At 66.9% G+C, this 13,220-nt stretch carries 10 protein-coding genes; 3 read left to right on the top strand and 7 right to left on the bottom strand.

Annotated elements, in window-relative coordinates; translation table 11 throughout:
* The first annotated feature begins 11 nt into the window (after window positions 1–11).
* Window positions 12–1,502: a C40 family peptidase gene (locus AC5RUQ_RS04490; RefSeq protein WP_493946400.1), complete on the top strand. Its 1,491-nt coding sequence runs from the start codon at window positions 12–14 to the stop codon at window positions 1,500–1,502.
* 47 nt (window positions 1,503–1,549) lie between these two features.
* Here AC5RUQ_RS04490 and AC5RUQ_RS04485 read toward each other — a convergent pair whose 3' ends face one another.
* The 5 genes from AC5RUQ_RS04485 to AC5RUQ_RS04465 all read right to left on the bottom strand — a co-directional run bounded on the left by AC5RUQ_RS04485 (window position 1,550) and on the right by AC5RUQ_RS04465 (window position 8,570).
* Window positions 1,550–2,428, bottom strand: coding sequence for an ABC transporter permease (locus AC5RUQ_RS04485; RefSeq protein ID WP_493946187.1), 879 nt, complete (start codon window positions 2,426–2,428; stop codon window positions 1,550–1,552).
* Window positions 2,415–3,395: an ABC transporter ATP-binding protein gene (locus AC5RUQ_RS04480; protein ID WP_493946186.1), complete on the bottom strand. Its 981-nt coding sequence runs from the start codon at window positions 3,393–3,395 to the stop codon at window positions 2,415–2,417. The genes AC5RUQ_RS04485 and AC5RUQ_RS04480 overlap by 14 nt, the downstream gene beginning before the upstream one ends.
* A complete protein-coding gene (locus tag AC5RUQ_RS04475) occupies window positions 3,392–4,576 on the bottom strand; it encodes a LolA family protein (protein ID WP_493946185.1) in 1,185 nt (394 codons plus the stop codon). The genes AC5RUQ_RS04480 and AC5RUQ_RS04475 overlap by 4 nt, the downstream gene beginning before the upstream one ends.
* A 154-nt stretch (window positions 4,577–4,730) precedes the next feature.
* Window positions 4,731–7,505 (bottom strand): PEP/pyruvate-binding domain-containing protein, encoded by a 2,775-nt coding sequence (locus AC5RUQ_RS04470; RefSeq protein ID WP_493946184.1) that lies wholly within the window; start codon window positions 7,503–7,505, stop codon window positions 4,731–4,733.
* Window positions 7,506–7,532: 27 nt separating this feature from the next.
* Complete coding sequence (locus tag AC5RUQ_RS04465) at window positions 7,533–8,570, bottom strand: universal stress protein (RefSeq protein WP_493946183.1); 1,038 nt, start codon at window positions 8,568–8,570, stop codon at window positions 7,533–7,535.
* 422 nt (window positions 8,571–8,992) lie between these two features.
* Between AC5RUQ_RS04465 and AC5RUQ_RS04460 the strand changes: the two genes are divergently transcribed.
* Window positions 8,993–9,619 (top strand): NAD(P)-binding protein, encoded by a 627-nt coding sequence (locus AC5RUQ_RS04460; protein ID WP_493946399.1) that lies wholly within the window; start codon window positions 8,993–8,995, stop codon window positions 9,617–9,619.
* Window positions 9,620–9,625: 6 nt separating this feature from the next.
* Here AC5RUQ_RS04460 and AC5RUQ_RS04455 read toward each other — a convergent pair whose 3' ends face one another.
* Window positions 9,626–10,240, bottom strand: coding sequence for a copper resistance CopC family protein (locus tag AC5RUQ_RS04455; protein WP_493946182.1), 615 nt, complete (start codon window positions 10,238–10,240; stop codon window positions 9,626–9,628).
* 113 nt (window positions 10,241–10,353) lie between these two features.
* Between AC5RUQ_RS04455 and AC5RUQ_RS04450 the strand changes: the two genes are divergently transcribed.
* The gene (locus AC5RUQ_RS04450) at window positions 10,354–11,796 is read left to right on the top strand and encodes an NCS2 family permease (RefSeq protein ID WP_163164800.1); all 1,443 of its coding nucleotides are present in this window, start codon (window positions 10,354–10,356) and stop codon (window positions 11,794–11,796) included.
* Between the two features lie 47 nt (window positions 11,797–11,843).
* Here AC5RUQ_RS04450 and AC5RUQ_RS04445 read toward each other — a convergent pair whose 3' ends face one another.
* Window positions 11,844–13,148, bottom strand: a complete 1,305-nt coding sequence (locus AC5RUQ_RS04445) for a cation:proton antiporter (RefSeq protein WP_493946181.1) — start codon at window positions 13,146–13,148, stop codon at window positions 11,844–11,846.
* Between the last annotated feature and the right edge of the window lie 72 nt (window positions 13,149–13,220).

Here is a 13,220-nt window from a genome sequence, read left to right as displayed (position 1 = left end):
GGTTTCTGCACATGGTTTTGACCGGATCCGGGCGCAAAGCGGCCGTGCTGTGCGCCACTGTCATACTTCTGGGAACCATTGCAGCGCCGGCCGGGGCCGGCACAACACCATTGTTGCCAGCCGTTTCCATTCCTGCAGCTCCTGAAACTCCATCCCCCGAAGACATCGCCGCGGCCAAGGCCAGCGAGGCTGCCACCGCGGACCAGGTCTCCACCATCGAACGCATCCTGGAAGCAGCGGCGAGCTCACAGCAGGCTGCCTTCGCCGTGTCAATGCAGGCCAACAATGCCTACAGCGAGGCCCTCGTAGAGCTGCAGCAACGATCATCCGCGGCAGCTGCCGCTTCAGCCAAGGCCACGTCGGCGCAGGAACAGCAGGACGAGGCCCGGAAACTGGTGGGACAACTGGCGGGCGACCTCTACCGTCACGGCGGGCTCAACCCCACTCTCGGTACTTTTGTGAGCGGCAACGCTGAAACTCTGCAGCAGGCAGCCACGCTGCAGGCCCTCTCCGCCGGCAGAAGCCGCGCTTTCGAAGCGGCAGATGCAGCAGCCCAGGCCTCACAGTCATTGACCGCAGCTGCGGAAGATGCCACAAAAGCTGCCGACGATGCAGCAATGACGGCGGAAATCCGGAAGACCCAGGCGGAGGAGGCCAACGCAGCCCAGGCGAAGGCTGTGGCCGACGCACAGACCCAGCGCACCGTCCTGGTGGACCAGCTGGCCCAACTCCGGAACACCACCGTGGCCCTCGAATCGGCACGGGTGGACGCCCTCGACCGGCAACGCGAGGAGGCCCGGCTTGCTGCTGCACTGGCGGCAGCCGAACGGGTCAACCAGGAGCAACGGTCTCCGTCCGCCAGCCGTCCTGCCGCGGTGGCACCTGCACAGGCTGCACCCGCTCCCGCACCGGCCGCAGCCGCACCACCCGCAGCTCCCGCACCGGCCGCACCTCCCGCACCGGCCGCACCTCCCGCAGCTCCCGCACCGGCCGCACCCGCACCTGCAGCTCCGGCGCCTGCACCCGCTCCGGTGCCCGCGGCACCTGTCCCCGCGCCCGCCCCCGCGCCCGCTCCGGCTCCCGCTCCCGCTCCCGCGCCCGCTCCGGCTCCCGCTCCCCCGACTGGGAGTGGAACCTACGAGGCCGCCGTCTCGGTGGCACTCAGCAAGGTGGGCGCGCCATACCACTACCGGTGGGGCGGCACGGGCCCCTACGGTTTCGACTGCTCAGGCCTGGTGCAAACAGCGTTTGCGGCCGCCGGGAAATACCTTCCGCGGACGGCAGCCCAGCAGTACTCTGCTGCTCCCGTCCACGTACCGATCTCGCAGGCACGGCGCGGCGACCTGCTGGTGTGGGGGTCACCGTCGAACTTCTACCATGTTGCCATCTACCTGGGCAACGGCCAGGTGGTGCAGGCGCTCAACCCGCAGGAGGGCATCGGCGTCACGCAGCTCAGCGCGATGGCCGGCATGCAGCTCTACCCATACGCTGCGCGCTACTAACGGGCAGGGACCGGCCTGCTCAGCTCAGCTGTCCAGCTCAGCACCTCTCAGCTCAGCACGTCCTTGGTGACGAAACGTCCGTAGGCGAGCGCGCCGAACACGGCCACGTACCCCGCCTGCAGCAGGGCATTGCTGGCGAAGGAGTCCCACAGCACAGGCTGGCGGAGCAGGTCACCGAACCCCAGCCAGTAATGGCTGAACAGCCACGGGTGCAGCCACTCCAGCTGCGGCAACTGATCAAGGACCTGGGACACCACCGAGACCACCACCGTGGCGGCCATGGCCCCCACCGGAACCACGGTGAGGGTGGACAGGAAGAGACCTATCGCGGAGAGCCCGGCCAGGGAAACCGACAGGTAGGCCGCAATCAGGAGGATGCGCAGTGCGGCCTCCGGCGGCTCGATCACGTCCCCGGACAACAAAGTCACCGGGCCCACCGGGAACAGCGCGGCCCCAATGGCGGCACCGGCCAGGCCCACGGTGACGGGCGCAGCCAGGCAGAAGGCCAGCGCCCCCGCGTACTTCACCAAAAGCAGCCGTACCCGGCCTGTGGGAGCAACCAGCAGGTACCGCAGCGTTCCCATGTTGGCCTCGCCCGCGATGGTGTCCCCTGCCACCACGCCCACGGTCAGCGGCAGGAACAGTGGAACAGACACCAGCATGGCGGTGAAGGCCACGAACAGCCCGTTCTGCGTGATGCGGTCAAGGAAAGCAGGGCCCCGCCCCGGGGGAACCGTTGAGGAGATCCTGACGGCCACTGCGACCATAACCGGAATTGCGGCCAGCGCGAGCAGCAAGGCCCACGTGCGCCGCCGTCCGAACAACACCCGAAGTTCGGACCAGAGGAGGGAAAGCCCGGATCCGCGCGGTGTTGCCCCAGCCTCTGCGCCATGTGTTCCACTAGCCCGTGCGCTACTGGGCAACATCGAACCCCTCCCCCGTCAAGGCGACAAAGCGGTCCTCAAGGCTTTCACGTTCCACCGCGAAGCCACGGACCCGGACGCCGGCCTCCACCAGGTGGGCCACAATGTCTTCAGGGGCGGGGTTTCCGGCAAGCGCCGCCGTCACCACCGCGCCATCCGACTGCGCAGCCGCTGGCTCCGGAAATAGCCCAAGGCGCGCCAAAACGTCCAGGGCAGCCGCGGCGTCCGGCGTCACCAGCCGGATGCCGGCGGTTCCGGAGCGGCGCAATTCCGGCAGCGGACCCTGGGCCACGAGCCGGCCGGCGCTCATGACTGCTGCATGCGTGCAAATTTGTTCGACCTCGGCCAGCAGGTGGCTCGAAACAAAAACGGTGGTCCCGTCTGCCGCGAGGGATCGGACCAGGTTGCGCACTTCGCGTGTGCCCTGCGGGTCCAGGCCGTTGGTGGGCTCGTCCAGCACCAGCAGTTCCCGGGGTGACAGCAGGGCGTTGGCGATGCCCAGCCGCTGCTTCATACCCAACGAGTAGGCGTGTACCCGTTTGCCGGCTGCGTGACCCAATCCCACCCGTTCCAGGGCCTCGCTCACCCGGGCTTTGCGGGTGGCGGGGGCGGCATGCCGGGTGGCGGCGTCAAGCCGGTGGAGGTTCGCGGTGCCGGAGAGAAAGGGATAGAAGGCCGGGCCCTCCACCAGCGCCCCCACGCGCGGGAGGACGTCCTGGAACTTGCCCGGCATGTCCATCCCCAGCAGGCGAACGGTTCCCGCTGAGGCAGCAGCAAGGCCCAACAGCATCCGGATGGTGGTTGTTTTTCCGGAGCCGTTGGGCCCCAGGAACCCAAAGACGGCGCCGGGAGGCACCGACAGATTAATGTCATTCACGGCCAACTGCTGCCCGAAGCGTTTAGTCAGCCCCTGCGTCTCGATGGTCAGGCCATAAGCCCGGGAGCCGGGGCCTCCTGCGGCCCCGGTCACGGAGCGGTTGATGCGGCTTGCAGCCTCTCCGGCGGTACCATGCCCGCGAAGATCCGGCCGTCGTCGGTGAGCAGGACGTTGAACAGCGTGGTGGAGAGCAACCGCCCGCCAGGGACGGCGACGGCGGCCTGGGCCAGGAGCGGGTTCCCGGAAAGCAAAGTATTCGCGGCAGCGGCTGCCCCTGCCTCCGCCGGGACTTCCACCACCGTTTCCCAGCCAGTGCCTGTCAGATGTTCCCGGGCTTTGTCCTTGATGTTCTCCGCCAAGTCATCCGGAGCCGTGTGCGTGCCAGGATCACCCGGGAGCCCTGAACTCGGCAGCCAGCTTTCGGGATGGCGGAACTGGAGCTCCTCCACGGTGCTGCCCGGCGGCGGGACGAAATTGAACAGTGCCTCGTCCGGAGCATCCAGGGACAGGCTGGTGAATCCGGCGCTAAAGGCAGGTTGGGCGGCACCGCGTGCCGTCACCGACACGGACAGCGGCATTCCGTTCGCTGCGTCGACGGCGATGGCCACCGTGCCCACCAGCGTGCCTTCGGTGCGGGGCTCAAGGAGCAGATTGTAGGCAGGGCGCCCGGCGGCCTCCACTTCGGGACCCACGGACACGGCAGTCGAACTGTCAACCGCGGCCAGGAACTTGTCGGCAAGCTCCTGGGGTGTGGGCGGGACCGGCATATCCGGCTCGGGTTCAGCCAGTGGCGGCGTCCCGGTGTTGCCCGGGTCGGTCAGCGGAAGGTCCCGGGCGTGAGCCGGCAGGGTCAGGTGGGCGGCGGAGTTGTCCTTTGACGAGTAGAACCAGACGTCGTTGCCGCGGCGGATGATGTCCCGCTCGGCGAGCCGGTCAACCACCTGGATGCGCGCCTTGGCCTTGCCGTCCATAAACACCCTGGCCGTGTGCTCACCGGTGAGGAACTCCATGATGGATGTTGCACCGCCGGCAGATGCAGGGCCGGAGGTGGGACCCGTTGCCGGCAGTTCCGGCAACCCCAGCTCCGAAGATTGTTCGATGGTGCCCGAGAACGTGTGTGTCGTGTGACCGGCGAGCAGGGCGACCACTTCGGCGGGGGTCTTGTCAGGCAATGGATCGCCGGCGCGCGCCGGAAGGGATCCAGCGAGAACCCCAGCGGCGATCACCGCAGGCACCGCCCCTGCCGGCACCCACCGCAACCAGGCGCGGTTCATGCCGTGCCTTACAGCCCGGTTCGTATCCGGGCCGTTCTTACTCCGGCGGTTCAAACTGTCGTTCATTGTCCGGCCGTCTCCGTCCTTGGAGCCCATAGTCCAAGGGTACGCCTCGGGACCACTCCCCACACCTGCCCGGCGGTCCGCAGGGGTGCTACTCGGGCACTACGGTCCCGGCGCCGCCGTCGACCGTTATTCTTTGTCCGGTGGCAAGCCGGGCGGTGGCATCGGGAACCCCCACCACGGCGGGGATGCCGTACTCACGCGCCACCACTGCACCGTGCGAGTTGGGTCCGCCCATTTCCATCACCAGGCCGCCGGCCGTCAGGAACAAGGGAGTCCATCCAGGATCGGTGGACGGTGCCACCAGGATTTCCCCGGCTTCGAGATGTGCACCAACGGGATCCAGGATGACCCGGGCAGGGGCCGTGACCAAACCTGCCGAGGCGGGGCTGCCGGACAGCGCACCGTCGGCCACCGCAGCACCCGCGGCGTGCAGCACCTCAGGCTCGCTGCCGTCAGAGAGCAGGACCCTGGGGATGTGGCGCCTGCCCAGTTCACTGGCATAGGCGGCACGGCGCTCCAGGACGAGTCCGCGCAGCCTCCGCGGTTGGTTGGCCCCCTTGTCGCTGCCGCCGCCCAATGCCTGCCGGGCTTCCTCGAAGTCGAGGAAGAAGATGTCGTCCGGGCTCTCCAGCTTGCCATCCGCTGCCAGCACAGCTCCCACGTGGGCCAGCTGCTTCCGTACTTCAGCGATGCCCAGGACCAACTGGTACTTGGGCAGTTCCCGCAGCCCGGCGAAAAGCCTGGTGCGGCGCAACGCGGCTCCGACCAGCAGCGCACGTGCCCTGCCGCGGCTGCGCGCCTCTGCAACCAGCCGCTCCACTTCCGCCTCAGCCTCTGCATTTGCCCGGCTAAACTGCACCTCCGGCGCCATGGCGGGATCAGTGAGGCGCAGGTAGTTGGCCAGCACACCCAGGATGTGCGTGGGGTCGTCGGACCACCGGGGCAGGCCCACATCGATTTCGGCTACGGCCCGGTGCCCGTAGCGTTCGAGAAACCGCGCCATGCCCGCGTGCAGGACAGGGGGCAGGCGCCCGGCGTCGAACTCCGCTGCCAGCACGGATGGCTCCAGCGTCTCCAGGGCCGCACGTGACTCGCGGTCGTCCTTCATGGCTGAGGCCAGGCGCCACAGGTCGAGGTCCATCTCTGTGGTCACGTTGTGAGGCAGGCCCCGGAGCACCTTCTGCAGGTCCTTCCCACGGTCCTTTCCGCCCAGCAGCTTTCCTGCCAACCAGAGCATCGCGAAGCCCAGTGCGGGCAGTGGCAGGATGGCGGGCACAATCGCAAAAAGCCGGCCTCCCAGGAGCCGCTCCGCGTGGTCCAGCCGTCTAATTGGCCCCGCTCCTGCCTCGAGTTCGAGGTCTTTGGCGAATTGCCGGGTGAAGCGGTCCAGGCGGCGCAGGGCCGACTTGGGCCGGAACAGTCCCCGGAGCACCGATTCCGGGACACGGGACCGCACCGCCGCCGGCAGGACATGGCGCACGAGCCCGAGCGGTGTCCTGCGGGTCACAGAGAACCGGGGATCATCAAAAACGTGGCGCAGCACCATGGCTGACCTGGCTTCCATCACGTCAAAAATCCGTGGAAGAATCCGGCGGCCCACGTTGCTCCTGACTGGCGTGGTGAGGTCAAAGTAGATGCGCTGGGCAGCCTCGGCGAACGGCGGGGGACCGTCACGGGGTTCGGGGACGGCGAAGCCGGCCGCTTTGGCTACTGAAGAGGCAACGAGCCGCAGCGACGCCAGCCCCATCGGCGTGAGGGGCCGGGTGAGGCCCTGGGCCAGGCTGAAGCACAGGTAGACCCTGGTTCCGGTTCCGGCAGAACGGCTCTCGGGGATCGGGTAGAGGGTGGTGATTGGCCGGGACTGGGTCAGCCAGAGGGCGCCGCCGGTGTCGATGGCCCATTCGGTGTCCTGCGGGGACCCGAAGTGCCGCTCGGCCTGCAGGCCGAGGGCGGCAAGCTCCAGTGCCTGCCCGTCCGTCAGGCTGGAGGCTTCTGCCGCGCCGGCGAGGTCCTGCGTCTCCGTTCCGCCACCCGGAAGCGGCCGCACCATAACGCGCTTGTCGCCCAGCTTCCGCTCAAGGATCCGGCCCTTGTCCGTATCCACCACGAAGTGGTCCGGATTGACAACGCCGGAAACCACCGCTTCGCCCAGCCCTGGGGCGGCATCGATGACGGCCTCCCGCCGCCGCCCAGTCAAGGGATTTGCTGTGAACATCACCCCGGCCGCTGCGGCGTCAACCATCCGCTGGATGACGACGGCGAGGGCTACTTCGTGCGGCGCGATCCCCAGTGCTGCCCGGTAAGCCACTGCCCGGTCTGTCCAGAGGGAGGCCCAACAGTTGCGCACTGCCTCGAGGACGGCCTCGATGCCTACGACATTCAGGTACGTGTCCTGCTGGCCCGCGAAGCTCGCAAACGGAAGGTCCTCCGCCGTGGCGGAGGACCTGACGGCCACTGGAGTCGCCTTCCCCAGTGCTGCATATGCCTTCTCCACGGCGGCAACAATCCGGGCCGGAACCGGGATGGCGCGGATAGTCTCCCGTATCCTGCCGGCCACAGCGGCCAGTTCAGCGGCCTGGCCCGGGGTTCCCGGTTGACGCGCGGCCTGCAGGTTCCCCAGCTCTGCGAGCACCCCGGCCCGGACCGTCCCGGTGGCTTCGCGGTAGGCCTGGGTGGTGAGGCAGAACCCGTCCGGCACCGGCAGGCCCGCTGCTGTCAGTTCACCGAGGTTGGCGGCCTTGCCTCCCACGAGGGGAAGCATGCCGCCGTCAACATGACTGAGGCGAAGGATGAGGCCGGGGGCGGTATTTCCGTCCGGTGGACCGGAAACCCGCCCGGCCTTCCTTGGTGGGTCGGCTGCCATGATGACGCTCCCTGCCGCAGGATCTGGTCAGGCTGCGCCGAGGATCGGCCCGAAGCGGGCCCGGTCGGCCAGGCGCGGGTCCTCGCGGTCCGGAACCACCATAACGGGACCCTTGGCATGGTGGAGAACGCCGTCCGACGTGGATCCCAGGAGCATCCCGGTGAAGCCGCCGCGGCCGCGGGTCCCCACGACCACCAGCTCCACGTGACGGCTTGCTTCCACCAGGATGTCAACCGGGGAACCGTCCGTCAGCTCAGATTCTGCGGGCAGGTTGGGGTAGTGGCTCCTCAGCCAGGCCATCCCCGCATCAAGGGTCACCTGGATATCCGCGAAAAGCGCCTTACGGTCCATCGGAGCAGGAACCCAGGCCAGCGAGCCGCTGTATTGCGGAACCGCACAGACAACCCGGAGCGATGCACCCAGCCGCTCAGCCTGGTCCGCGGCTTCGAGCACGGCTACCCGTGCCTGTTCAGAGCCGTCCACACCGACGACAACCACATTCTCCACGCGCTGGTGCCCGGCCTTGGCCTGTTCTGCTTTCACGCGCCGGTCCTCAGTGGTTTCGCCCAGCCGGTCCGAGCAGACCAGCGGTACGGTGACCGTAGGGCATTTCGCGTGCGCCGGCAGCGCGCTGCTGACGGAGCCGAGGAGCCTGCCAACGAACCCGCCGCGGCCGCGGGTGCCGCAGACCAGGAGCTCTGCTGTTTGGGACATTTCCAGCAGCACACCGGACGCATCACCGTTTTCCACCGAGGCGCTCACGTCAATGTCGTAGGCCGAGACCTTCTCCAGGGCCTGCTTGACCACCGCTTCGGCACCTTCGCGGATGACTGAATCATCGACGGTGGCGTAACCGCCGTCGAGGCCGGACGCGGCAAAGATCGGCACCGAGTAAGCGGTAACGATATGCAGTGGACGACGGCGGCGCCGGGCTTCACGGGCTGCCCACACCAGCGCGCACTGGCCGTGGTCCGATCCGTCCACGCCCACAACGATCCCGTCGGGAGCGGCATGAGCGCCACCGCTGTCCCTCGCCGGGTCCGGATGCAACTCTTGTGCGCCCATTGGGCCGCCTCCTCGCGATACTGCCTGATGTTGCGGCTATTCTGCCAGAAAGCAGGCCGTTCCCCGTGCACCCGTATGGCAGCCGCCGCTGCTCAGGAAGGTCCGCTTCCAGTTCTCACTATTCTCCGTCCACCGTTGCTTAGCAAGCCTGTTCAGGGCAGGAAACGGCGGTTATCCACAGGCTCTGGCCTGCACATTGGAAAGCGTGTTCACCAGCAGGCGAATCTTTACGGGTTGGGCTATCCAGCGCCGCGAATCTTCTGTAGTCTTCAGGACATTGTTGGTCCGGGACGCCTGCTGCAATTTCCTGTCAGAGCTGCCCGGCAACGCACTGCGGCCGGACTTTGGGGGTAACGGAACGCGCGCGGGCGACGACGCCCGCACCTGCCGAAGCTTCGAAGGAGGAAACTGTAGTGTCAAGCATGCCTGGGAATGCCGGGACCGAACAGACCACCACTGTGATCATTGGCACCGGCTTGTCCGGCCTGGCCGTGGCCGCTGAACTGTGCCGCCGCGGGGTGGACTCGATAGTGGTGGACGGACTGGACATCCTGGGCGCCGCACAGCCGGCCAATACAGCCTCACTGCAGCGCTGCGATGCAGCGGACTCGGCTAACCTGCGGGAACGGAACGAAATCCTGCGGCACCTGCGCAACTATGCCGCCAGCCACGATGTGGATGTCCGCAACACCACCCGCGCCGTTCAACTGACCAAGGTGGATGCCACGTCGACGGGACATGCCGTCCCGCAGTGGGAGGTTCATACCCCCACCGGAATCCTGGTGGCGGACCATATCGTCCTCACGCGGTGCGCCCACAGCCAGCTGCGGCGGATGATCAACGACTTCGGCATCTCGGTGGGCCGGAACCTCGTTGCCGCCATGCGTGCCATCGGCATCTACCTGGTAGGCGTCGGGGAGCTGATCACCCCCTCGCCCAAAGAGGTCCTGCGCCAGGCCAAGACGGTGGGCCAGGCCATCTCCGCAAAGGTCAACCCGGAGAACCCTGCTCTCCCGTATACCGGAAGCCTGGCGATCCTGCCCTGCTAGTGCCGGTCAGCCCTCGTCATCGGTGCCCGCTGCGAGCCTCCGGCGGGCCAGGATGGCGAGGGTGACAAGCAAGCCCACCGCGGCCGCTGCGAAAATGACGATGCTCCACTGGAACGGCTCCCCTGAGCCGGTGTTCTTCGGCGCCGCCGTCACGCCCGGCTCAGCGGTTCCCATGCCGGGAACGGTAGCGGCCGCCGTCGAACCCGCCGTTGAACCCGCCGCGGAAGCAGCCCCCTCGGCTGCCGAAGAAGCCGTGAACGTGAAGGTCCCCTCGATGGGATGCGAGTCGGAGCTCACTACCCGCCAAGCAACCGTGTACTGCCCTGCCGGTCCGCCCGCCTTGAGCTTCTGGCTGGCCACGTTGTCCACGATGTCCACCGGCCCGTCCGCCCACTCTGCCCCCGAAGCATCCTTGACGGAAAAGGATGAGCCAATACCCAAAGGGTTGTTGCTGAAGGTCACCGAGACCTGCTCCGGCGGCACCGCCACTGTGGCGCCCTCGGCAGGGGTGCTGGACTCGGCGGCGTCGTGTGCTGCAGCCGGTCCGGCGAGGCCCAGGACAGCGGCAGCAAAAATGAAGGACCCGAGGACGAAGCTTAGTAAGTGGCGGATGGAACCCATGCTTGGACTGCTCCCTTGGTGTTGGCTTCCTAACAGACTAGGCGAAATTGACGGTGACCCTGCCGGAGCCCCCATAGGATTCAGGTATCCCCAAAGACTCCCCCGGAGGACTAATGCTTAAGCAAGGCTCTGCCCTGGACCGGTATTTCATGATCACCGAGCGCGGCTCCAACTTCTCGCGCGAGATCCGCGGCGGCTTCGCCACGTTCTTCGCCATGAGCTACATCGTGGTACTGAACCCGCTGATCCTCTCCGGACCTGACTCCAGCGGCAACACCCTCGGGTTCCCGGCAGTTGCCGCCGTCACGGCCTTTGTTGCGGGCATCCTCACCATCCTGATGGGAGCCTGGGCCAAGCATCCCTTCGCGCTGGCCACCGGGCTGGGCGTTAACGCGTTTGTGGCCGTCACCGTCGCCACCAATCCGGGCCTCACCTGGCCGGACATGATGGGCCTTGTGGTCTTGTCCGGCGTCACGATGCTGATCCTGGTCCTCACCGGTTTCCGTACCGCCGTATTCCGGGCCGTGCCCGAGGGGCTCAAAACGGCGATTGTGGTGGGCATCGGGCTGTTCATTGCCTTGATTGGGCTGGTTAACGCCGGCTTTGTCCGCCGCATCCCGGACGTGGCCGGCACCACCGTTCCGGTTGGGCTGGGCTTTGAGGGCAAGCTCCTGGGCTGGCCCACCGCGGTGTTCGTCTTTGGCCTGATCCTGACCATCGCCCTGGTGGTGCGCAAGGTCAAGGGTGCAATCCTGATCGGCATCATCACGTCCACCGTTATTGCCGTCATCCTGGAAATGACGCTGCAGATCGGTCCGAGCGTCCAGCCAGGCAAACCCTTCAACCCCCAGGGCTGGTCCCTGGTGGCTCCTACTTTCTCTGAATGGGCGGCTCCCGATCTGTCCCTGATCGGCAAGGCCAACCCGTTCGGCGCCTTCGAGCACCTCGGCTTCGTGGCCGCCACGCTGCTGGCCTTCGTGATCCTGCTGAGCATCTTCTTCGACGCCATGGGAACGATGGTGGGCCTTGCGAACGAGGCAGGGACGGTGGATGAGCACGGCAACATTCCCAACGTCGACAGGGTCCTCCAGGTGGACGCGCTCGGCGCGATCGCCGGCGGCGGCGCTTCGGTATCCTCCAACCAGATCTACGTCGAGGCCGGCGCCGGCATCGGCGAAGGCGCCCGCACCGGCATCGCCTCCATCGTGACCGGCCTGCTGTTCCTGGTGGCCATGTTCTTCACCCCGCTGATCAACCTGGTTCCCTTCGAGGCTGTTGCCCCGGCCCTGGTGGTAGTGGGCTTCATGATGGTGTCCCAGGTGGGCAAGATCGACTGGCAGGACTGGGGCATCGCAATTCCCGCCTTCCTGACGTTCACGCTGATGCCGTTCACGTACTCCATCGCCAACGGCCTCGGCGCCGGATTCATAGCGTTCGTCCTGATCCGCACTGTCCAGGGCCGGATCAAGGACGTCCACCCGCTGATGTGGGCAGTGGCCGGGGCATTCCTGCTGTTCTTCGCGATCGGTCCGATCGAGGCCGCCGTAGGCATGTAGCCTGCTGCCCCCGGCCTGCGGGCACAGGCAGGCGGGCGCAGCGCCTGTTACACGGGAGTGTTGGGAGCCAGGCCTTCGTCGCCGGACACGGCGAGGGCCTTCTTCTCGCGGAGCTTGTCCAGCCGGTTCATAAGCGGCGAGGTGGTGGCCCCATGGATCACGATGGACAGGGCGACCACCAGGCCCACGAAGGCCCACAGCCACTCCGCCTGGTCCGCAAACTGGCCTTTGCCCAGCGCATAGGAAAGGTAGTACAGCGAGCCGATCCCGCGGATGCCGAAGAACGAGAGGGCGATCCGCTCTCTGGGCCCGGTTTTGCCGCCCAGCAGCCCCACCCAGCCAGCCAGCGGCCGGACCACCAGCAGGAAGGCAAGCGCCACGAGAACTTCGGCCCAGCCAACACCTTCGAGCAGCCCGCGGGCGATTGCACCGCCCAGCAGGACCAGGATCACTACTGTCATGAGCCGCTCCAACTGCTCCACATAGGAGTGCAACACCCGGTGGTAGCCGTGCGTGTGCTCGGCGGCGCGGATTGTGACCGCGCAGACAAACACCGCGATGAATCCGTAGCCCTCGACCATCTCAGTGACGCCGTAGGCCAGGAACGTGGCAGCCAGCGCTACGAAGCCTTCCGAATGGTTGGAGAGCCGCAGGCTTTCGGCCCGGGCCGAAAAGAATATCCTGGCCAGCACCTTGCCCGTGAGGAAGCCCAGGAGCAGCCCGACGGCGAGCCGCCACAGTACATCCACACCAAACCATTCGGGGAACCATGCTGAAGGGGATGGCCCGGCGATGCTGATGGCGATCGCAAGGTAGACAAAGGGAAAGGCCAGGCCGTCATTGAGGCCAGCTTCGGAGGTGAGCCCGAACCGCACCTCATCCTCTTTATTGGTCCCCTCCTCGTGGTCTGCCGGCTCGCCCACCTGCACCTCGGATGCCAGTACGGGATCCGTGGGCGCGAGGCTGGAGGCCACCAGCAGGGCGGCGCCGAGGCCAAGGCCGAGGAACCACAGCCCCAGCAGGGTCAGCGCAATAATGCACAGGGGCATGGCGATCCCCAGCAGCCGCCACGTGGTGGACCACCGTTTACGCCCCACTGGCCGGTCCAGGGCCAGACCCGCGCCCATCAGGGAAATGATCACGCAGATTTCCGAGAGGTGCACAACAAAGTCGGAATGCGTTAACGGGTCGGGGTCGGGAAGGGTGGGAATCAGGGCGAACGCCGCCATTCCTGCGCCAAGGAAGACCATGGGCATGGAAAAGGGCACGTCGCGCAGCAGCTTGGGGAGCACTGCGGCAATGAACACCGCAAGGCCCGCGGCCGCAAACAGGATGTTGGGGGCTTCAAACACGTTGCTGTTCTCCGGCCTGGATCGTTGCGCCCTGCTGGCGCGGCAAGATGGCGTTTCAGTCCCGGGAAGGGA

Source organism: Arthrobacter sp. MDT2-3, from assembly GCF_059090465.1.
This window is presented reverse-complemented; position numbering and strand designations above follow the sequence as displayed.

Bases quoted from the DNA above. Each gene is read 5' to 3' on its own strand.
- AC5RUQ_RS04475 (WP_493946185.1), bottom strand. From the start codon at position 4,576: ATGAACCGCGCCTGGTTGCGGTGGGTGCCGGCAGGGGCGGTGCCTGCG.
- AC5RUQ_RS04465 (WP_493946183.1), bottom strand. From the start codon at position 8,570: ATGGGCGCACAAGAGTTGCATCCGGACCCGGCGAGGGACAGCGGTGGC.
- AC5RUQ_RS04470 (WP_493946184.1), bottom strand. From the start codon at position 7,505: ATGGCAGCCGACCCACCAAGGAAGGCCGGGCGGGTTTCCGGTCCACCG.
- AC5RUQ_RS04460 (WP_493946399.1), top strand. From the start codon at position 8,993: ATGCCTGGGAATGCCGGGACCGAACAGACCACCACTGTGATCATTGGC.
- AC5RUQ_RS04485 (WP_493946187.1), bottom strand. From the start codon at position 2,428: ATGTTGCCCAGTAGCGCACGGGCTAGTGGAACACATGGCGCAGAGGCT.
- AC5RUQ_RS04490 (WP_493946400.1), top strand. From the start codon at position 12: ATGGTTTTGACCGGATCCGGGCGCAAAGCGGCCGTGCTGTGCGCCACT.
- AC5RUQ_RS04450 (WP_163164800.1), top strand. From the start codon at position 10,354: ATGCTTAAGCAAGGCTCTGCCCTGGACCGGTATTTCATGATCACCGAG.
- AC5RUQ_RS04455 (WP_493946182.1), bottom strand. From the start codon at position 10,240: ATGGGTTCCATCCGCCACTTACTAAGCTTCGTCCTCGGGTCCTTCATT.